The sequence below is a fragment of the Granulicella sp. 5B5 genome (assembly GCF_014083945.1).
Taxonomy (GTDB): Bacteria; Acidobacteriota; Terriglobia; order Terriglobales; family Acidobacteriaceae; genus Granulicella.
The window spans coordinates 3,848,765-3,867,520 of record NZ_CP046444.1 but is presented as its reverse complement, the minus strand read 5'-3'; the positions used below and the strand labels follow the sequence as shown (position 1 = coordinate 3,867,520).

20 protein-coding genes are annotated in these 18,756 nt (G+C 62.5%); 9 read left to right on the top strand and 11 right to left on the bottom strand.

Annotated features, from left to right (window positions below; all coding sequences use genetic code 11):
• Positions 1-331 precede the first annotated feature (331 nt).
• From GOB94_RS16365 to GOB94_RS16330, 8 genes are all read right to left on the bottom strand, one after another.
• Positions 332-1,618 carry an MFS transporter gene (locus GOB94_RS16365; RefSeq protein WP_255484095.1) on the bottom strand — a complete coding sequence of 429 codons (1,287 nt, stop codon included), beginning with the start codon at positions 1,616-1,618 and terminating at the stop codon, positions 332-334.
• 26 nt (positions 1,619-1,644) lie between these two features.
• The gene (locus tag GOB94_RS16360) at positions 1,645-2,391 is read right to left on the bottom strand and encodes a response regulator transcription factor (RefSeq protein ID WP_182276890.1); all 747 of its coding nucleotides are present in this window, start codon (positions 2,389-2,391) and stop codon (positions 1,645-1,647) included.
• Positions 2,388-2,723: a PilZ domain-containing protein gene (locus tag GOB94_RS16355; protein ID WP_182276889.1), complete on the bottom strand. Its 336-nt coding sequence runs from the start codon at positions 2,721-2,723 to the stop codon at positions 2,388-2,390. Before GOB94_RS16355 ends, GOB94_RS16360 begins: the two co-directional genes overlap by 4 nt.
• A gap of 59 nt (positions 2,724-2,782) precedes the next feature.
• Positions 2,783-4,024, bottom strand: a complete 1,242-nt coding sequence (locus GOB94_RS16350) for a hypothetical protein (protein WP_182276888.1) — start codon at positions 4,022-4,024, stop codon at positions 2,783-2,785.
• 3 nt (positions 4,025-4,027) lie between these two features.
• Positions 4,028-5,074 carry an aminopeptidase gene (locus GOB94_RS16345; RefSeq protein ID WP_182276887.1) on the bottom strand — a complete coding sequence of 349 codons (1,047 nt, stop codon included), beginning with the start codon at positions 5,072-5,074 and terminating at the stop codon, positions 4,028-4,030.
• Between the two features lie 60 nt (positions 5,075-5,134).
• On the bottom strand, positions 5,135-6,256 hold the full coding sequence (locus GOB94_RS16340) for a carboxylate-amine ligase (protein ID WP_182276886.1): 1,122 nt from the start codon (positions 6,254-6,256) through the stop codon (positions 5,135-5,137).
• A gap of 75 nt (positions 6,257-6,331) precedes the next feature.
• Positions 6,332-7,258, bottom strand: a complete 927-nt coding sequence (locus tag GOB94_RS16335) for a hypothetical protein (protein WP_182276885.1) — start codon at positions 7,256-7,258, stop codon at positions 6,332-6,334.
• 112 nt (positions 7,259-7,370) lie between these two features.
• Positions 7,371-8,105 carry an alpha/beta hydrolase-fold protein gene (locus GOB94_RS16330; protein WP_182276884.1) on the bottom strand — a complete coding sequence of 245 codons (735 nt, stop codon included), beginning with the start codon at positions 8,103-8,105 and terminating at the stop codon, positions 7,371-7,373.
• Positions 8,106-8,267: 162 nt separating this feature from the next.
• On the opposite strand from GOB94_RS16330, the gene GOB94_RS16325 reads away from it, so the two are divergent.
• From GOB94_RS16325 to GOB94_RS16285, 9 genes are all read left to right on the top strand, one after another.
• Positions 8,268-9,092: an alpha/beta hydrolase-fold protein gene (locus tag GOB94_RS16325; RefSeq protein WP_182276883.1), complete on the top strand. Its 825-nt coding sequence runs from the start codon at positions 8,268-8,270 to the stop codon at positions 9,090-9,092.
• A 191-nt stretch (positions 9,093-9,283) separates the two neighbouring features.
• Positions 9,284-9,544, top strand: a complete 261-nt coding sequence (gene rpsP, locus GOB94_RS16320) for a 30S ribosomal protein S16 (protein WP_182276882.1) — start codon at positions 9,284-9,286, stop codon at positions 9,542-9,544.
• A gap of 269 nt (positions 9,545-9,813) precedes the next feature.
• Positions 9,814-10,134 (top strand): KH domain-containing protein, encoded by a 321-nt coding sequence (locus GOB94_RS16315; RefSeq protein WP_255484091.1) that lies wholly within the window; start codon positions 9,814-9,816, stop codon positions 10,132-10,134.
• Between the two features lie 108 nt (positions 10,135-10,242).
• Positions 10,243-10,893 (top strand): ribosome maturation factor RimM, encoded by a 651-nt coding sequence (rimM, locus tag GOB94_RS16310; RefSeq protein WP_182276880.1) that lies wholly within the window; start codon positions 10,243-10,245, stop codon positions 10,891-10,893.
• The gene (gene trmD / locus GOB94_RS16305) at positions 10,883-11,740 is read left to right on the top strand and encodes a tRNA (guanosine(37)-N1)-methyltransferase TrmD (RefSeq protein WP_182276879.1); all 858 of its coding nucleotides are present in this window, start codon (positions 10,883-10,885) and stop codon (positions 11,738-11,740) included. Before rimM ends, trmD begins: the two co-directional genes overlap by 11 nt.
• 51 nt (positions 11,741-11,791) lie before the next feature.
• Positions 11,792-12,589, top strand: coding sequence for a hypothetical protein (locus GOB94_RS16300; RefSeq protein WP_182276878.1), 798 nt, complete (start codon positions 11,792-11,794; stop codon positions 12,587-12,589).
• A 102-nt stretch (positions 12,590-12,691) separates the two neighbouring features.
• The gene (rplS, locus tag GOB94_RS16295; protein WP_346265630.1) at positions 12,692-13,048 is read left to right on the top strand and encodes a 50S ribosomal protein L19; all 357 of its coding nucleotides are present in this window, start codon (positions 12,692-12,694) and stop codon (positions 13,046-13,048) included.
• Between the two features lie 375 nt (positions 13,049-13,423).
• Positions 13,424-14,191, top strand: a complete 768-nt coding sequence (locus GOB94_RS16290) for a ribonuclease HII (RefSeq protein ID WP_182276877.1) — start codon at positions 13,424-13,426, stop codon at positions 14,189-14,191.
• Complete coding sequence (locus tag GOB94_RS16285) at positions 14,191-14,910, top strand: PIG-L family deacetylase (RefSeq protein ID WP_182278688.1); 720 nt, start codon at positions 14,191-14,193, stop codon at positions 14,908-14,910. The genes GOB94_RS16290 and GOB94_RS16285 overlap by 1 nt, the downstream gene beginning before the upstream one ends.
• Here GOB94_RS16285 and GOB94_RS16280 read toward each other — a convergent pair.
• The 3 genes from GOB94_RS16280 to msrP all read right to left on the bottom strand — a co-directional run bounded on the left by GOB94_RS16280 (position 14,907) and on the right by msrP (position 18,752).
• Positions 14,907-16,997 carry a DUF1800 domain-containing protein gene (locus GOB94_RS16280; protein WP_182276876.1) on the bottom strand — a complete coding sequence of 697 codons (2,091 nt, stop codon included), beginning with the start codon at positions 16,995-16,997 and terminating at the stop codon, positions 14,907-14,909. The genes GOB94_RS16285 and GOB94_RS16280 overlap by 4 nt on opposite strands.
• A gap of 62 nt (positions 16,998-17,059) precedes the next feature.
• Positions 17,060-17,770 carry a protein-methionine-sulfoxide reductase heme-binding subunit MsrQ gene (locus tag GOB94_RS16275; RefSeq protein ID WP_182276875.1) on the bottom strand — a complete coding sequence of 237 codons (711 nt, stop codon included), beginning with the start codon at positions 17,768-17,770 and terminating at the stop codon, positions 17,060-17,062.
• A 22-nt stretch (positions 17,771-17,792) separates the two neighbouring features.
• A complete protein-coding gene (gene msrP, locus GOB94_RS16270; protein WP_182276874.1) occupies positions 17,793-18,752 on the bottom strand; it encodes a protein-methionine-sulfoxide reductase catalytic subunit MsrP in 960 nt (319 codons plus the stop codon).
• Positions 18,753-18,756: the final 4 nt, after the last annotated feature.

The following is an 18,756-nucleotide window of genomic DNA, read 5'->3' as shown; positions in this document are numbered from 1 at the left end:
ATGAGGGATTGAGGGATACCCCTCCCCCCTCCCTATGTAGCGGAGGTATCCAGCAGAATCAGCCACTTACGGGGTGATCCCGGGGTTAAGCGACTGATTCTATATGTAGTTATGGGTATGATATGGGAAAGATTGGGGTTAGGGGTGATCGCTGGCCGTTCCGTTTTTTTGGCTATGGGTTCCGGGTTCCGAGTTTTGGGTTTCGGGTTTTTCTGTACCCTAACTCCAGTATAGAAGCTTCAGCCGGTGAATCGTTGTTTCTTTCGGGCGTGGAGAGGCTTTGGTTTGTTGAAGTTAGATCGGCAATGCGGCAAGGAGGGGTTGACAGGTTTCAGACTGTCGAGAGGTCGGCGCCTTTGGACTCCCGGCCAAAGCCTGTGAGCAGAGCGACGGCTATAGCAATGACCAGCACCGTCCAGGCGAGGACTGGCGTGAGGTGACCGTGGTAGAAGCGGTCGGCAAGCTCGGCCTGGAAGGGGCCGTTTTTGGAGCTGAGCAGATTGCCAAGCTGGTAAGCGAGGCCGGGGAAGATGGCGCGAACCGGCGCGGGTGAGAGCTCGTTGAGGTGCACCGGGATGACGCCCCAGGCTCCCTGCACGCAAAACTGCATGAGGAAGCCGCCGAGGGCGAGCATTGCGGCGGCATGGCTCCATGCCCAGAGCGGAATCATCGGGATGGAGCACAGAGCGGCGGTGACCATGACGCGGCGGCGGCCGAAGCGCTCCGAGAGCGTGCCGCAGCAGATGCCACCCAGCAGCGCGCCGATGCTGCCGACGATCGCGACCCACGATGTGGTTCGCGGCGTGAGGCCGTGGTCGTGCTTGAGGAAGGTTGGGTAGAGGTCCTGGGTGCCGTGGCTGAAGCTCATGAAGGCGGTCATCATGAGCGTGAGCAGAAGGAAGGCCGGGAGGTTGTGCAGGATGGCGCCGGCGATGTTCATGGGCTTCGGCTGGCCAGGTTGTGGAGCGGCTTCGAGCTTGCGGGTCTTCCAGGCTGGGCTCTCTTCGACGCGGGAGCCGATGTAGAAGGCCAGCAGCGCGGGCAAGGCCCCGATGAGGAAGAAGAGCCGCCAGTTCACGAGGAAGCCGTGGCCGTGGAGCAGCGGAAAGATGAGGCCGTAGGCCGCGGCGGCGAGCAGGTTGCCGCAGACGTAGCCTTCCTGCAGCAGGCCGGAGAAGAAGCCGCGGCCTTCCGACGGCAGGGTTTCAAAGGCAAGCGCTGCGCCGACGCCCCACTCGCCGCCCATCGCGATGCCGAAGAGCGCGCGGGTGAAGAGGAAGATGCCGAAGGTGGGCGCGAAGGCCGAAGCAATCTCAAAGAGCGAAAAGCAGAGGATGACCGTCATCAGCGTGCGGCGGCGGCCGTAGCGCTCGGCGAGGTAGCCGAAGAGGAGCGCGCCGACGGGCCGCATGCAGAGCGTCCAGAAGAAGGCCTCGGCGGCGGTCTTGATGTCTACATGGAAGGTGGCGGCGACGGAGTCGAGGCAGTAGGTGAGGATGAAGAAGTCGAAAGCGTCGAGCGTCCAGCCCCAGAAGCAGGCGCCAAAGGCGCGGCGTTGCAGGGGTGTGAGTCTGCGAAAGGGCGCAAGAAACATCGTGCCGGGCCTCGTTGGATACATGCCTCCAGCGGAGGCCGGGATGGTTGCTACCTTGGGCGCGACGACCCCAGGAGCGGCGCGTCGGGGTCGGGCTTGAGGATCTGGTGGTGCAGGCAGTATAACGCCAGTTCCAGCCTATCGGAGACGCCAAGCTTGTCGTAGATCTTGCGCAGGTAGTTTTTGATGACCTGCTCGGTGGTGCCGACGTGCGAAGCAATCTCCTTGTTGCGCATGCCGCGGGTGATGCAGCCGATGATGACGAGCTCCTTGGGAGAGAGCTGCGGCTGGATGCGGGGGTTCATCAGCGTGGCGGCCTGGGCGCGGTAGGCATCCAGCACCCAGCTGATGGACTGGTTGTCGATCCAGGTCTCACCGGCGGCGATGCGGCGGACGCACTCAACCAACTGGTTCGGCGAGATGGAGCGAGGCACGACGCCCTTGATGCCGCTGCGATAGAGGCCAACGGTATCGCCTTCGTCCACCTTGGCGACCTGCACGATGAACTTCGCGGTGGAGAAACGGCCGACGATGGGCGGGATGGCACCGGCAGGGTCGTCGAGCAGCTGGGCTTCGAGGATAACGACGCTCTCAGGGAAGCGTTCCAATGCCGTGTAGAGATGTTCCACGGTCTCAGACTGCGCCACGACGCGGATGTCGTCTTCGACGGCGAAGACCTTGCGCATGCCGACGCGGTAGATGGCCTGGGAGTCTGCGAGGATCACGCGGATCTGGTGAGGAGAAGATTCCTCCGTTGCTGCGCCGTTGGTTGGGAGGATAGTGCTGTCGCTCTTCATGGGTGCTCTGCCTTTAGCGAGTATTCGTCGATGACCGCCGCAGCGGTCAACTTGCCGTTCTCTTCTCCGTGACGGACGATGCGGCCTGTGCAGTGCAACAGGACATCATCGACGCCGCCCATGATAGCGGCAGGCATCTTTAAACGGAACTCGACCGGTGTCCCGACCGCAGGCAGATTGTCTGAAACAAATAGTAGGCCGTTGGCCGACACGTTTTCCGTGACAGCCTGGCACTCTCCCTGGGGTGTTGTGAGAACAATATCCAGGTGCAGGGGGAACCGAACAGAGGATCGCAAAGGAGTGGAGTCGAATGGATCTTGCGAGTCGGACATGGTGGCTCCTTCAAGAAGGCTCTGGAGTGCTCTGTATGTGCTTCCAAAGTGTATTGTACTTATGCGTGGACTGAACCCTTTTCCGGCAGATAGAGGCCTGCAGAGCTGCCAACCCAGGTCTTGTCGCGGTTGTGGTCGACTCCCATCATTAGCCCCCGGCCCATGCGGACTAGGCTGCACATGGCGGTCAACCGCCCTCCGGCCGGCCAGGCGTAGAGAATCCGTATCTCCGGCTGGGTGGGGCCTTCGGGGGTCTGGATCACGTGTTCGAAGTGGACCCGCTGCTGCAGCAGGTAGTTTTTTCGGTCTGCGACGGGTATGGCGTCGAGGTCAGCCTGCGCCGGTGCGAAGTGAATTCCCTTGCCAGCAAAGGAGTAGAGAGGCTTGAGCACCCACTGGCCGCGGTCTTCCGGAAGGCGATGCGGCTTGCCGGCGTACCAGTCCGAAAGGAAGACGGCGGGCGGCACGGTGGGGTGGTCGAGGTATGGGATGGAAAGTTTGCTGATGCGAAAGTACCAGTTCGGATGACCGGCCCACTCGACAGCGAGGTCATCGCGGTAGTTGAAGGGCAGGTGGATTTGCTTGCGGACGAGCTCATCTACGATTACGCGGTTAAAGATGCGTTGGATCGAGACCAAACCGAATTTTTCACGGTACAAAAGGCGATTGCCCTGCTTGACGAGTTGGGCAACATCGACGATGCGGATGCCGAGGCGCTGCTCGTAAACGCGGAAGTCGGGCAGGGTCTTCTGGGTCTCGGGAGCGACCTCGGCGAGAACGACGTTGGCGGGGTCGTGGTTGCCGACGATGACCTCGCGGAGGAGCTGCCAGTAGGCCGCGTCGTCAAGGCCGCTGAAGCGGTAGGCGAGCTCGGGGGAGAGCTGGTAGGTGTCGATGTAGGCCTGCGAGAGGACGGGCTGATAACCGAAGAGCGAGGGGAAGGCCTGCAGCTCGACGAGCTTCGGAACGAGTTGGCTGGAGGGGTCGCGGGCATCGGAACGAACCAGGCCGAAGTCGACGGTCATGAAGTGCGGATGGGCGTCGTCGTTGGGCACGCGGTAGGCGGCGGGGATGGCCGCGAGCGAGGCGGCGAGGTATTTGGGATTGTCGAGGAGCTGGTGGGTCAGCTCGGCTCCGGCGGAGACCATGGACTGGAGCAGCTCGGGCGCGAAAAAACAGGGCGTCTCGCAGAGGCGGAAGTCGATGTGAGAGCGGGTGCGCTCGTCCATGGTGCGCTTGAGTGCGGCGTATTTTTCTGCCGTGAAGCGCGCGTTGAAGTCACTGCGGAACGGCTCGATCATGCGTCAGTCTCCGATAAGGAAGGTGCCGTCCTGCATGATCTGCTCTTCCCTGCCGTCTCCGTTGCCGAGCCAGATGTTGAAGCGCAGGCCGACGACGTCGATGTGTGTGGCGGACTTCCAGGGCGCGCCGGTGTGGTTGCCGTAGGGGTCTCCGAAGGCGATGTGGATGCCGGGGAACTTTTCGTCCTGCAGGATGTTGCCGATGACGCGAGAGACGCCGATGTTGGTGCCGATGGCGAACTCGCCGACACGGTCGGAGTTCTCATCAGTGTGGGTGTAGGCCCAGAAGTCGCGCTCGAGGTCTTTGTTCGCGCAGGTGGCGGAGACAAGGCGGTTGGCTTCGATGTTGAGCGTGAGCGGCGTGGATTGCAGGATGCCGTACTGCGCGCAGAGGTAGTCGCCGACGACGCCGTCGACGACGAAGGTGCCGGCAACCTCGCCGGGCGCGGTGAAGCACTCGCCGCCGGGGAGGTTACCCCACTTCTCGGTGCTGATGATGCCGGAGGTCTTGAACCACTTGTACTGCGGGTTGAGCGTGACGTGGATGTCGGTGCCGGCCGGTGTGGTGGCGCGGACATAGGTGGCGGCGCGGACCTTGTCCAGCACGATCTGGCTGAGGCGGTCGACGGCGTTGAAGTCGGCGCGCATGCCCTGCAGCATGACGTCGGGCGTGATGTTGACCATGTGCGCGTGGCGCATGTGGCGGAGGTTGACGACGTCGGTCATGTCCATGCGGGAGCGGAGCTCATTGGGCTGGACTTGAACGGCGAAGATGTTGACCTGGGAGGTCTCCATGTCGTCAAGGACAGGCTGCGGCATGCCCTTGAGCGGGCGCGGGGCGAGGTCTTCGAGGACGAAGGCGCTCCAGGTGCAGCCGACGGCGGCGAGTTCGGCGGCGATGGAGGCTGCGATCTCCAGGGTACTGTGGTCGGCGATGAGTGTGACCTTCTCAGTGGGCTGGATGCGCAGGCAGGTGATGACAGCGTTGCGCGCGCCCTCGCGGTAGGTTTCGGGGTAGGTTACGGAACGGAGATCGGTGGCGGTTGTCATCGGCTGTTCACAGGGTAAATGAGGAAGAAAACGCCAAGACGCCAAGTTTCGCGAAGAGGATCAGAGGCCGGCCTTGGTCTCAGCGGCCATGTAGTCCACTACGTCGCGGAGCTTGCCGGCGTGGTCTTCGGCTTGGGAGGCGTGGAAGGCGCGGAGCTGGCGGTCGGCGCCGGAGCCGTTGTGCAGCATGGTGTGAATGTAGTTGATCGCGGTGCGCGAATCCAGTTCGTCTACCTCGGCGTCGACGAAGCGGAGGTACTCGAGGATGAGGTCGCGCTCGTTGACCTCCTGCTGCTTGCCGAAGTCGATCAGCTTGCCGTCGAGGCCGTAGCGGACGGCGCGGAACTTGTTCTCCATCAGCAGAGCGCGGGAGTACTGGCGGAAGTCGAGGTTGTCCGAGTGCAGCTTCCAGAGCTTCAGCGCGGTGGCCTGAATGAGCGCGGCGATGGCGATGGACTCCTCGGCACGGAGGGGGATGTCGCAGATGCGGACCTCGACAGTGCTGAAGTAGGGGTGCGGGCGGACGTCCCACCAGATCTTCTTTGCGTTGTCGATGCAGTTGGTCTTGATGAGGAGGTTGACGTAGCTCTCGAACTCGGAGTAGCTGGCGAAAGCGTCGGGCAGGTTGGTGCGCGGAAAGTTTTCGAAGACCTTGGCGCGGTAGGACTTGTAGCCGGTCTCCATGCCAAGCCAGAAGGGTGAGTTGGTGCTGAGCGCGAGGATGTGCGGCAGAAAGTACCGCAGCGAGTTCATCACACGGATGGCGGCTTCGCGGTCTTCGATGCCGACGTGAACGTGGAGCCCGAAGATGAGGTTGGAGCGCGCGACGAGCTGAAGGTCTTCGACGACCTTGGCATAGCGCGGGTCGGGGTAGATCTCCTGCGCGCGCCAGTCGGCGAAGGGATGTGTGGCGCCAGCGACGAGGACGAGATCGTGCTCCTCGGCCAGACGGATCATGTTGCGGCGCAGGTCGTAGATGTCCTCGCGCGCCTCTTCAATGTTGTGGCAGATGCGGGTGCCGACTTCGATGACGGACTGGTGCATCTCCGCTTTGACGCGCTCTTCGAGGCGCAGCTTGCCCTTGGAGAGCATCTCCGTCGCGATGTGCGAGCGGAGGTCGCGCGTGACCGGGTCGATGGTCTGGTACTCCTCTTCGATGCCGAGGGTGAAGGTTGGGCGCATGTGACACCTCAAGACAACAGCAAAAGCTTTGAACGCAGAGTACGCAATGTTCTCGCAATGTACGCAGAGTAAAGCTCAGGCTCCTAGAAACTTCGACCAGCGGAGGTCAATGGGTTGCGGGTTCTGGGCCTTGTGGACGGCGAGGTGCGCGACCTTTTCGACGATCCAGTCGAAGTTGTGCTGGCCGACGGAGTGGACGTCGGCGTCGGGTGCTGGGTTCATGAAGTCGATGGCGTAGGGGGTGCCGTCCTCGACGGCGAACTCGACGGTGTTGAGGTCGTACCCGAGCGCGCGGCAGAGCGTGAGGGCGTCCTTCTCCACGCGTTCGAGCAGGCCGTCCGGGTAGATCTGCGGTTCGAGGATGTAGCGCTCTGCGTGCGGGCGGCGCGGGTCGTAGGCCATGATGTGCACGTCCTGCTGGCCGACGACGTAGCAGCGGAAGTACTCGTTGAAGTGGACCGCCGCTTGCAGCGTCATGCAGAGGTCGCGGGTCTGGTCGTAGGCACAGAAGAACTCTTCCGGGTTGTGGACGCAGTAGACGTCACGCCAGCCGCCGCCGTCGTGCGGCTTGAGAAACGCCGGGAACTTGACGTAGTCGAAGATGCTTTTCCAGTCGAGGGGAAACTCAAGGTTGCGGAGAGAACCAGCGGTGATGTCGCGCGGATACTGTTTGTGCGGGAGGAGCACCGTGCGCGGTACGGCAACACCAAGTTTGGCGGCTAGAGCGTAGTTGAAGAACTTGTCGTCGGCCGACCACCAGAAAGGATTGTTGATGAGCTGCGTGCCGGTGAGCACCGCGTTCTTGAGATAGGAGCGGTAGAACGGGACGTCGTGGGAGATGCGGTCGACGATGACGGCGTAGGGGCAGGGCTCAGCCATTTTGACGCCGCCGACGTGGACAAACTCGGCCGTGATCTCAGGCAGCTGCATCGCGTTGATGCGCTCGACAAGCGCGGGCGGAAAGGTGGATTCCCTGCCGAACAGGACGCCGATCTTGATCATAGGTCGAAGGTCTCCGTGTTGCCGATAGTGTAGCGGAGAAACAAGACAGTAGTGGGTAGACCGTAGACAGTAGTGAAAACGACTTTACTGTCTACTCACTACTGTCTGACACCTATAGATACTGCTGCGCCTGCTGCTGCCACCAGGGCCAGTCGTGGCCGGTGTCGCCGCCCCAGACGTGGAGTTGAACAGGGATGCCCTTGCCGCGCAGGATTGCGGCCATGCGCTCGTTATCGTTCCAGCACTGGTCGTGGACGCCGGTGGCCAGCACGTAGGTGTTCTGGCGCATGCGGTCGAGTGTGGCCCCGTCGTGCTGGTTGGGCATGTAGTTCATGGGCATGTTGAAGTAGGCGTTCTGGTCGTGATAGCCATCGAGAAAGTTCAGCTTCTCCATGTCGAAGGCGCCGGACATCGAGAGGCAGCCGGAGAAGGTCCACGGATACTTGAGCGCCATGTTCAGAGCGTGGTAGCCGCCGAAGCTACAGCCGGCGGTGACGATCTTTGGGTTCCAGTTGCGGTACTGGATGAAGGGCACGACCTCGTTGGCGATGTAGCGGGCGTACTGCTCCTGCCGCGCGACGCGCCAGTCCGGGCCAACGTTGCGGTTGTACCAGCTCTCGCTGTCTACCGAGTCGACGCAGAAGAGCTGGATCTCGCCCGCGTCGATCTTGCCGGAGAGCGCGCGGACCATGCCTTTGTCTTCGAACTCGTAGAAGCGACCCTGCGAGGTGGGAAAGACGATGACGGGGAGGCCGGGGTCGGTGGCGGCGTCCCAGCGGCTGTAGACGAGCATCTCCATATTGCGGCCCAGCTCGCCGGAGTGTTGTTGGTAGTAGTCGCGTCGCATGGTGCGGATTCGCCTCTCCTGTGGCAAATTTCGGGCCCGGATTTGGTACTCTGAGAGCTTAGCCGCAAAGGCCAGAGACCCAGTATTCATAACGTGTTCACGACATCATCTCATCCGCCACTCCGTCCCCTGTTTCACAACCTCGCGCAGACGCCCGAGTTTGTGCCACTCAGGGTAAACGCAACCGCGCCGAGCGAGTTGGACGCCAATCCCCGCTACCTGCGGCTGCACGACCTGCGGTCTCGCTGGCTGCCCAGCCGCCGCGATGTGATGGTGTATCTGCCCGAGGCCTATCTGCAGGAACCGGAGCGGGCGTTTCCGGTCTTCTATCTGCACGATGGACAGAATGTCTTCGATGGCCGGACCTCCTATGTGGCGGACCATACGTGGCGGGCGATCGAGACCTCCGACCGCCTGACCGCAGCCGGGCTGATGGAGCCGACGATCCTGGTCGGGGTGGCCAATACAGGCGTCAAGCGCATCACCGAGTACACGCCGACGCGCGATGCCCGCATGGGCGGCGGCGCGGGCGACCGCTATGGCCGTCTGCTGGTGGAGGAGCTGAAGCCGCTGGTCGACCAGAGCTTTCGCACTCTGCAGGGGCCGCAGCACACGGGGATGGGCGGCTCGTCGCTGGGCGGGCTGATTACGCTGGCGCTGGGGCTGAAGTATCCAGAGGTCTTCGGGCGGCTGGCAGTGATGAGCCCGAGCGTGTGGTGGAACCAGCGCAGCATCCTGAATATTGTGAGCGAGTTCAAGGCGAGCGACTCACGCCCGCGGCCTCGGATTTGGCTGGACATGGGCACCGCCGAGGGCCTGCGTCACCTGCGCGATACCGACCTGCTGCATCGGCGACTGAGGCTGCGGGGCTGGAAGGATGGCGTCGACCTGCAGTATCTACGGGTGGACGGCGCGCAGCACAACGAGGACGCCTGGGCCGCGCGGTTCGACCGCACCTTAACCTTCTTGTTCCCGCCGTGGAGTTAGCTTTCGCTTGGACGCTGCGTGGCTGGCGCGGACGCGATCAAAAGTCGCGCTGCAAACTTGCGGTTTTGGGTGGAAACAGGGATACTTAGATGTTGGGTTGTGTCGTCTTATCCTTGACCACATGGTCGCTGATCGCAAGATCTTCTCGCCCAACATAGACAAAAACTGAAAGGTAAAACCCCGTCGTGTTAATGATTCGTCTCGCCCGCGTTGGCGCCCGCAAGCAGCCCCACTATCGTATCGTCGTTATCGAAAAGGACCGTGCCCGCAATGGCCGCTCGGTGGAGGTTGTCGGCACCTACAATCCCCGTACGGAGCCTGCCAGCGTGGAGCTGAAGCGCGATCGTATCGACTACTGGACCAGCAAGGGTGCGCAGCTCTCCGAGACCGTAGGAAAGTTGCTGGCAAAGAACCCACCCCAGACAGAAACTGAAGCGGCCCCTGCCGCCTAAAGTAACCCGTCTGGCATGCCTTTGGGGAGACTCAAGCATGTGCCCAAAGAGTTCCTTTTGCTCCTCCCTCTATCGCGTAGACTCACCGAAATACAACACTCTGTAGCCCGTCAAAAAGCGGAAAGCCACAGGTTTTGTGTAGCAAGTGACGAGATATTGCAAGATCACGTGATGCAGCCTGATTGGCAGAGGTAGCAGGACCTTTCACAGCAGAGTTCAAAGGCTTGCAAGCAGTTATGGCGGCTCACGTACTCCCCAGAGGTGTACGAGTGACCGAGTTTTCTGAGCGAAGCGGCAGCGTAGCTGTCGATGAGATTACGGCCCTTTTGTTGACGATTGCACGAGCCTTGGTGGACGACACGGACGCCGTTCGTGTGGAAGCGATGCAGGCGCAGGACTCTCATGTCCTGCGCCTGCATGTTGCCCCGGCCGATATCGGCAAGCTGATCGGCAAACAGGGCCGTACAGCCCGGTCGCTGCGCACCATCCTCAGCGCCGCCAGCATGAAGCTTCAAAGCCGCTTTGCTCTCGACATCGTCGAGGCAGGCCGAGTGGTCGGCGGAGCCGCTGCCGCCAGCGACGAGGACTGACGCGCCCGCTGCCGCACGCTGGTTCACGGGATAGACTAAGGCAGCCTGTGCTGCCGGTCTCTCCCGGCCACCTATGGCGACTGTTGCGCAGCGGAGGCGCCTCGCGTTTTGAGCACCACAACACCTACATCCTCTGAGACCGGTAGCTGGACCGCTATCGCAAAGCTGCTGCGCCCACAGGGCCGTCGCGGCGAGCTGCTGGCCGAACCGCTGACCGACCTTGCTGGGGTCTTCGTCAAGGGCCGCGCCGTGCGTCTTGCGGCCTCGGCACCGAAGCCTGCTGTCGCTGCGCCTGAGCGCGTGCTTGAGGACTGCTGGTCGCCCACAGGCCGCAACGCCGGGCGTATGGTGCTGAAGTTGAGCGGCTGCGACAGCATCAACGACGCCGAGGCCCTCGCCGGCTGCGAGGTGCTGATCGCTGCTGCGGAGATGCCCGCGCTCGATGAAGACACGTTTTTTGTCGGCGACCTGGTGGGCTGCGCGTTCTTCGATGGAGACCAGCAGGTGGGCACCGTCGTCGATCTGGAGTTCCCTGTCAGCGCCGATGGCCACCGCCTCGAAGACGCCGCGCCTCTGCTTGTGGTTGAGATAGCCGGGGACGAGGAGCCTGTGCTGGTGCCGTTCGTGCGTGCGTGGCTGGAGGCCGTCGATCTGAACGCGAAACGCGTGACGATGCACCTGCCTGAAGGACTGATCGGCGGCGAGGGGACCGGCGAAGAAGAAGCCGAGGACGATACGGGGAGCGACGATGCAGTTTGACATCGTGACCATCTTCCCCGAGTTCTTTGGCACCGCTGGTTTGTCAGGCGCAGAAACTGCAGGAGGACATGGCATTCTGGGGCACGGCATCCTCGAACGGGCCGTCCGGCAGGGGCTGGCGACGGTCAGCACCCACGACCTTCGTAACTTCACCCACGACCGCCACCGCACCGTGGACGACCGCCCCTTTGGCGGCGGCGAAGGCATGGTGCTCAAGGCCCAGCCCATCTTCGAGTGCCTTGATTCGCTCCAACTGGCCCCAAAGGGCGAGCGTGGGATGCGCGAACGCGTCGTTCTGCTCTCCGCACAGGGCCGCCGGTTTGTGCAGTCCGAAGCCCGCCGCCTCTCCGGCTACGCGCGCGTCGTGCTTATCTGCGGGCGCTACGAGGGTGTGGACGAACGCGTGAGCCAGCAGCTCTGCGACGAGGAGCTCTCCATCGGCGACTACGTTCTTTCGGGCGGTGAGCTGGGCGCGGCCGTCATCGTGGACGCCGTCGTGCGCCTGCTGCCCGGTGTGCTAGGCCACGCCGACTCGTCGCGTTATGAGAGCTTTGGCGAGGGCGATGAGCCCACCGAAACGCTCACTGCAGATGGTGTTCCGCGTGCCACCCACGGCTCCGGCGGCCTGCTGGACTACCCCCACTACACCCGCCCCGCGGAGTGGCACGGGCAACCGGTTCCCGAGGTGCTCAGTGGCGGCGACCATGTGGTGATCCGGCGATGGCGGCGGCGAGCGGCGCTGGCCAAGACCCTCGCCAACCGGCCGGACCTGCTCACAACTGCCGATCTGAGCGACGACGATCGCGAGTATCTCGCTGAGTTGGGCTGGAACCAGCAAGCGGGATGACCGAATCGCGCGATGGCGGCGTCTAACAGACAAGAGGCGTAGGATTCTGCCATGAGATGGCTCGCCACAGCGACGCTGCTCTTCACCGGCTTTGCCTGGCAGGCCTGCGCGCAGAGAGGCGGCGCTCCACGCGGCGGCGGGTTCAGCGCACGTAGCGCGCCTTCGTTCCGTGGCGGATTTGCAGGTGGCAGCGCCGGGTTCCGGTCGTTCTCCCCTGCGCCACGTGCCATGCCTTATCGTCCAGCGACAGCCTACCGAGGCTATGCTGTCGGAGCGCGGCCAGTTCCCTACCGCGGCTACCCTGCCCGTTCCGCGTATTCGGCATATGGATCTCGAACGATCCCGCGCCCGGTCCCCAGACCACGCCCCTATCCGCCCCGCAACCGCTATGGCCGGTTTGATGGTTCGTATGTCTCAGCCTATCCTTACGCCTCGGGTTACTGGGTCACGCCGTGGGAGCTTGGCTTTCCCGACGATGACACCGACTTCGATGCGTCGAGCAACAACGGACCGCCTGCGGATGCCTCCTATGCAACCGCGCCGCAGCAGTATGCGCCAGCGCCAGATCAGGGCCCTTACTATCCGCCTGAGCAGGAAATAGCACCGGCGACGGCCGGCGTGACCGCATCGCAATCTGAGCCTGAACAACCTGAGCCTGAAGATGCAGTCACGCTGGTCTTCAAGGACGGCCGCCCCTCCCAGCAGGTCCGCAACTACATGCTGACCAGGACGACGCTGACCATTGCCGATGGGCACCGTTTGCGCGAGGTCCCGGTCGCCGATCTCGACGTTGCGGCCACCGAGGCGGCCAATCGCAAGGCTGGTGTGGCGTTCGCCGTCCCGCAGTAAGGACTCAGGGCCGATCCCGGCAGCTCCTTTTGTGGAAATCGGCTGCAAAACCCCAGTGTTTGATGTAAACTAACACTTGCGACTTTACGCAAGGAATCTACTATGTCAATTCATCCGATTATGCAGAAGCTGGCCGACAAGCTCCAGCGCACAGACCTCCCTGACTTCGCCCCGGGCGACACCGTCCGCGTGCAGGTGAAGATCAAAGAAGGCGACAAGGAGCGTCTGCAGGCGTTCGAGGGCATGGTCATTGCCACTCGCAAGGGCCCGCAGGGCACGTTTACCGTTCGCAAGATGAGCTTCGGCCAGGGCGTCGAGCGCATCTTCCCCTACAACTCGAAGGTCGTGGACAAGGTCGAGAAGATTCGCAGCTACAAGGTGCGCCGCTCGAAGCTGTTCTACCTGCGTGGTCTCCGCGGCAAGGCTGCCCGTCTGCGCGAGGTCGAGCGCTCCGCGTAAGCTCTGTCCTTCAGGGAACAAAAGAGAGACGGCCCTCGGGTCGCCTCTCTTTTGTTTTGTACTCAACCACTTGAACCTTATGAGGCCTTGCCCAGCACCAGCGGCATGGAGACTTCGCGGCAGGACGACGGATCGCCGTTCTTGCCACTCAGCTTCACGCTCTACGGATGCGATAGCTTGCCATGGAACACGCTCCATCACGTCATCACGTCTAAAGACTTAGGGTGCGCGCAGGCCATTGGCCGCGTGCGAACATGCAGCAAGAGTCAGCGCGGCATGCCAGCGCGACGAGTGCTCAGGAAGGAGGTCGCCAGCTTGCCGCTCGGGGACACAACAGACCCGAATAGGATTCAGCTACACTGGCAGGACGATACCATGTCCGCGTTACAGATTCCTGTTACCAAAGTCTTTCCCCGCGCCGTTACTGAAACCTCCAGTAAGATGGCGCGCCTGAAGCTTCTAAAGTGCACGGACAAACACGAACGGCAGCTACGCGCTCAGGGCTTCGCCACCCTGGCGGGCGTGGACGAGGTCGGGCGTGGCTGCCTCTTTGGATCAGTGGTCGCTGCGGCCGTCATCCTGCCGGAAAAACTATCCCGGTTGAAGAAGCTTGGCCTGCGAGACTCCAAGCAGTTGCCCGAACCAGCCCGCGCCGAGCTCGACCGCGAGGTCCGCGCCATCGCTCTGGCCGTCAGCATCGCCGAGGTCGACCCCGCGACCATCGACCGCGTAAACATCTACCAGGCCTCGCGGCTGGCCATGCTGCGCGCCGTGCAGGGCCTCTCCATCGCGCCCGATCACCTGCTGATCGATGCCATGCTGCTCGACCACCCCTGCGCACAGACCAAGCTCATCTACGGCGACTCGCTGAGCCTCTCCATCGCTGCCGCCTCGGTCGTTGCCAAGGTGTATCGCGATGCGCAGATGGTCGCACTCGATGCCCAGTTCCCGCAGTATGGGCTGGCCGCGCACAAGGGCTACGCCACGCCGACGCATCGCCGCGCGCTTGTTGAGCACGGCCCCTGCGAGTACCATCGCCGCAGCTTTGCGCCGGTGGCAGCGCTGCTAGCTGGATCGCTCTTTCCAGAAGAATTCCAGAGTGAAGACAACCTGCTTGAGGAGGATGCTTGGGACCCAGATTGATGTGCGTTGTGGCACACCCTGACGATGAGTGCGTGGGATTCGGCGGCGCGTTAGCCCTGGCTAACGAACGCGGTGCCCAGACCAGCGTGATCTGCCTCACCGATGGTCAGGCAGCCACCAACCGCGGTGATTCCAGCAGTGCCGCTGAGCTGGGCGCGATGCGCCGCGCCGAGTTCGCTGCAAGCTGCAAGGTCCTCGGCACGACCGAGCACGAGCTGCTCGACTACCAGGACGCGCAACTTGAGTTCGCAAGCGTCTCCGAGATGGCGGGCAAGCTTGTGGGGCACATGCGGCGCTTCCGTCCGCAGATCGTCATCACCTTCAGCGGCGACGGCGGCATGAACACGCACCCCGATCACTCCATGGTCTCCTTTGCGACGACCGCCGCCTTCCACTGGGCAGGGTCGCCCAAGCGCTTCCCTGCCCTCGGCGAGCTCTACCGGCCGCAGCGGCTGTACTACCTCTCCACGCAGTATTTTCTGCCCGAGCGCCTCGCTCCCCTGCCCCCGCCGTGGAGCCTCTCGCTCGACATCGGCGGCGTCTTCGTGCGCAAGCTTGAGGCATTCCGCGCCCATAGCTCGCAGGCACCGCTGATCAAAATTGTTGAGCCGCTGTGGCGCAGCCATCCGCTGCAGGAGGTTTACACGCTGGCCGCCGCCACAGAGCCGCAGTCCGCGCACACCTCAACCGACCTCTTCGAAGGCATTGTCGTCGACTAGCGCAGCTGGAACTCCGGCGAGCCCATCACCAGCGCCGTGAGCAGGTTCAGCGTGTCGCTTGGCGTCGTGTTCGGCGGTTGCTGCGCGAGCTGTTTGTCGATCAACTGGTTGGTCTGCGCGGAGACGGGCGCGCCAATCATCGTCGACTCCAGCACATGCAGCGTCACCTGCGTACCGTTCGCCGGAGTCGAGGGCGGCGCGCTGAGCAGTCCCAGCGCAACCACCTTCGCCGCATCGAACTTCTGCCCGGCGAAGCGGCTGTTCGTCAGCTGATACGCGAAGTTCAGCCTGTCCACTAACGCGGTCGAGTTCATCCACTTGTCCGCGGTGAGGTAGTAGCCCGTGGGCGGCAGCGCGCGATACAACGGCATGCCCATCACATTCAGCTGGTTCACCAGTGCGCCCGGGTTTTGGGGGTCCGTGGCCGTGGCGCGGAACGCCGACGCGATGAACTCCTCCGGCGTCTTCACCTTGTTGTGGAAGTACTGCCGCGAGTTGAACTCCGGCGATGCCACAATCGCGCGCAGCACGGTCTTGATGTCTCCATGCGAGTCCATGAAGACCTTCTGTAGCCTGTCCACCAGCGCGGGGGGTGGATCGTCCGCTACAAAATACTGCGCCAGCAAATAGCTGATGAAGTGCGCCGTCGATGGTGCGTTCGCCAGGATGTTCAATGCGGCCAGTCCTTGCTTCATACTGTTTGGGGTCGCCATGTCGCCTGCCGCCCTCAGGCTCGCGGCTGAGACGGGCTTGTGCGGGTCGATCTTCGTCACATTGCCGTTATCGTCGATGATGTACCCATACCAAAGCTTCGGCCCCGGCTCATGCCGTTTGTAGTCGAACTGAAACGGCCCGCCATCGTTGGGCCGGTCGATGCCCCACCCTGTAAGGATCGCCGAGAGCGACGTCACGTCAGCCTGCGTGTAGCCGCCGTTCACTCCTACCGTGTGCAGCTCCATTACCTCGCGGCCGTAGTTCTCGTTCAGCCCCTTGTTGCCCTTCTTCGACTTCGGGTTCTGCGGGTTCACGCCATCGGCCAGAGAGTCCGGCCCGATCGACAGCCAGTTGTCCAGATACACCATCATCGCGGGCGACTCCGCCGTTGCGAGCAGCAGGTCGCGGAAGTTGCTTAGCGCATGCGCGCGGATCACATCGCGCTCATAGCTCGCGGTGTACCACTGGTCGGAGCCCTTGGGCGCGTAGATGTTGAAGTGGTTGAACCAGAACGCCGTCATCACGGCCTCAAGCTGCCGTTCGGAAAGGATGTCCCGCACCACACGCGCCTGCGACAGCTCATTGATCAGATTGCCGGACGAGCTCACGTTGCCGACCATTGCCTGGAACGCCTCGCGCTCGCGCGGCGCAAAGTCCGCGAACAGATGGTTGCGCTGATCGCCCGTGAGATTGCCGTTGGTCGTCAGCACGATCTTGTCGCTCACCGGCAGCGCGAGGATCGCCTTCATCCGCTGGTTCTTCGGCAGAGCAAACAACTCGCCGAAGAGCTGCGAAGCCTTGTCCTGGTCCAGCTTCTTCTGCGCGGCCCTCTCTTCTTCCGTCGGCTCCGCCGCAACCGCGCCGTCCACCTTCTTCTTTTCGCGCTCCTGCATCAGCTTGGAGTACTGCACATCGAAGACCGCATGCAGCAGCGGATCATCCGGCGGCTCCTCCGTGCCGTTCGCCACGGCGTTGATCTGCGCACGATCGGGAAATACCGCCATCGCCTGTGCAGGCGTCATCGAAACCGTTGGATAGTCGTTGAGCCGCCGCGCCAGCGCGCCGTCGTTGATCGATCCCGGTTGCATCTGACGCGTGAGCCACGCATCCGCCCCTTCCGCAAGCACCTGATCCAGCTCACCCGGCGTCGGCCCAAAGGTGAACCGGTCCAGCAACTGCTCCACGCGCTCACGCGGCGTCAACGGTGTAAGAGTGGCCGTCTTCCCATGCTTCGCTTCGACATGCGCCTTGTTCGCAAACGTTGCAGCCGCACGCTTTTGCATTGGATCTTGCGCAGCATCGGTGTCCTGCGCGTGAAGCACAGGCGGCACGGCAGCCAGGACCCAAAGAAGAGTGACGCAGACGAGCTTCATGGTGAACCTCACCACCAGCTTAGACCTGCACTTTGGAGCAGAAGTTGCGCTCCGACGGAGCTTTAGGCCGCAACCTTTTGCACCGGGGCCGTGCCCGGCTTCTTCCACCGCTTCCACAGCGAGTAGGCAACCCGCGCCAGCAGCAGCACAGCCAACATCACCGCGTACTTATAGGGGGTACGCACGCCCGTCTTGACCAGCCAGATGTAGTGGACCACCGCAGCGATACCAGCCACATAGATCAACCGATGCAGCCGCTGCCAGTTCTTGCCACCCATCGCCCGCATGATCCGCTGCGGCGAGGTCACGGCCAGCGACAGCAGGATCAACCACGCCAGCAGCCCCACCTGGATAAACCTTCGCTTCTCCACGTCGTCCACCATCGTCGGCCAGATGATCCTGAACTGGTTCCACGGCTCCAGCAGATGCCCGGCACGCAGGCCTGCCAGCGCCGTCGGCACGTCATAGCCGCTAAAGAGGAACACATAGGTCATCAGGTGCAGCGTCGCATAGAAGCACGCATACAGCCCCACCATGCGCCGGAACCGGATGAGCCATGCCAGTCCACTGTTCAGGCGGCGCACCGGAGTGATCGCAAGGTCAGTCAGCAGAATCCACAGCGCCCAGTTGCCTGTGAAGTGGGTGATGTAGTTCACCGGGTCAGCCATCAGCGCCAGCGCGCCGCTGCTGTACACGTGCCACAGATACAGCGCGGGCAAGAGGCACAGGATGTGCACCACGATCTTCAGGTAAGGAACAGCGCGTGTCGGCATGGGCCCAGTCTAGTCGTTCAGTCTAGTAGTTCTTCCGCAGGTCCATGCCTGCATACATGGAGGCCACCTGGTCGCTGTAGCCATTGAACATCAGCGTCGGCACCACCTTGGGAAAGATGCTGTTCGTGTTCAGCAACCGCTCATGCGCCTGCGTCCAGCGCGGATGGTCTACCGTGGGGTTCACGTTGCTGTAGAATCCGTACTCATCCGGCGCAAGCTCGTTCCACGTCGTCGACGGCATGCTCTTCACAAACTTGATCCGCACAATCGACTTTGGGCTTTTGAAGCCATACTTCCACGGCACGATCACACGCACCGGAGCGCCCTGCTGGTTCGCGAGCGTCTCACCATAGCTGCCGAAGGTCAGCAGGGTCAGCGGGTTCATCGCCTCGTCGATGCGCAGGCCCTCGCTATAAGGCCACTGAATGCCGCTGGGCAGCATCTCCGTCTTCGAGTCTTCCAGCGAGATGAACTGCACAAACTTCGCGCTCGGCAGAGGGTCGGCCACCTTGATCAACTCCGAGAGCGAGTAGCCGTCCCACGGGATCACCATCGACCACGCCTCCACGCAGCGGAAGCGGTACACGCGCTGCTCAATCGGCGCCAGCCCGGCCATCTTGTACAGGTCGATCGTCTGAGGATTCTTGCACAGACCCTCAATCTTCACCGACCACGGATACGTCTTTAGCGTATGCGCATTGCGGGCCGGATCGCCTTTATCTTCGCCAAACTCATAGAAGTTGTTGTAGCTCTTCGCCTTCGCCTCGGGCGTTATAGCGCGGTCGGGCACCGTGTACTTCGAGCCCACGTACTTCAACGGCGATTCACCGAGCGCCACCTGCGGCAGACCCGCCGTCGCCGCTGCAGCGCCAACCGCACCGAGTCCAGACAGCACACGCCGCCGCGTCATCTTGAAGGATTCAAACACTTCCTTAGGCGTAATCTCTGACGATGGGATCGGCGTTTCAGTTCGCAACAGCATGGTC

Bases quoted from the DNA above. Each gene is read 5' to 3' on its own strand.
- GOB94_RS16365 (WP_255484095.1), bottom strand. From the start codon at position 1,618: ATGTATCCAACGAGGCCCGGCACGATGTTTCTTGCGCCCTTTCGCAGA.
- GOB94_RS16360 (WP_182276890.1), bottom strand. From the start codon at position 2,391: ATGAAGAGCGACAGCACTATCCTCCCAACCAACGGCGCAGCAACGGAG.
- GOB94_RS16355 (WP_182276889.1), bottom strand. From the start codon at position 2,723: ATGTCCGACTCGCAAGATCCATTCGACTCCACTCCTTTGCGATCCTCT.
- GOB94_RS16350 (WP_182276888.1), bottom strand. From the start codon at position 4,024: ATGATCGAGCCGTTCCGCAGTGACTTCAACGCGCGCTTCACGGCAGAA.
- GOB94_RS16345 (WP_182276887.1), bottom strand. From the start codon at position 5,074: ATGACAACCGCCACCGATCTCCGTTCCGTAACCTACCCCGAAACCTAC.
- GOB94_RS16340 (WP_182276886.1), bottom strand. From the start codon at position 6,256: ATGCGCCCAACCTTCACCCTCGGCATCGAAGAGGAGTACCAGACCATC.
- GOB94_RS16335 (WP_182276885.1), bottom strand. From the start codon at position 7,258: ATGATCAAGATCGGCGTCCTGTTCGGCAGGGAATCCACCTTTCCGCCC.
- GOB94_RS16330 (WP_182276884.1), bottom strand. From the start codon at position 8,105: ATGCGACGCGACTACTACCAACAACACTCCGGCGAGCTGGGCCGCAAT.
- rpsP (WP_182276882.1), top strand. From the start codon at position 9,284: ATGATTCGTCTCGCCCGCGTTGGCGCCCGCAAGCAGCCCCACTATCGT.
- trmD (WP_182276879.1), top strand. From the start codon at position 10,883: ATGCAGTTTGACATCGTGACCATCTTCCCCGAGTTCTTTGGCACCGCT.
- GOB94_RS16300 (WP_182276878.1), top strand. From the start codon at position 11,792: ATGAGATGGCTCGCCACAGCGACGCTGCTCTTCACCGGCTTTGCCTGG.
- rplS (WP_346265630.1), top strand. From the start codon at position 12,692: ATGTCAATTCATCCGATTATGCAGAAGCTGGCCGACAAGCTCCAGCGC.
- GOB94_RS16290 (WP_182276877.1), top strand. From the start codon at position 13,424: ATGTCCGCGTTACAGATTCCTGTTACCAAAGTCTTTCCCCGCGCCGTT.
- GOB94_RS16285 (WP_182278688.1), top strand. From the start codon at position 14,191: ATGTGCGTTGTGGCACACCCTGACGATGAGTGCGTGGGATTCGGCGGC.
- GOB94_RS16280 (WP_182276876.1), bottom strand. From the start codon at position 16,997: ATGAAGCTCGTCTGCGTCACTCTTCTTTGGGTCCTGGCTGCCGTGCCG.
- GOB94_RS16275 (WP_182276875.1), bottom strand. From the start codon at position 17,770: ATGCCGACACGCGCTGTTCCTTACCTGAAGATCGTGGTGCACATCCTG.
- msrP (WP_182276874.1), bottom strand. From the start codon at position 18,752: ATGCTGTTGCGAACTGAAACGCCGATCCCATCGTCAGAGATTACGCCT.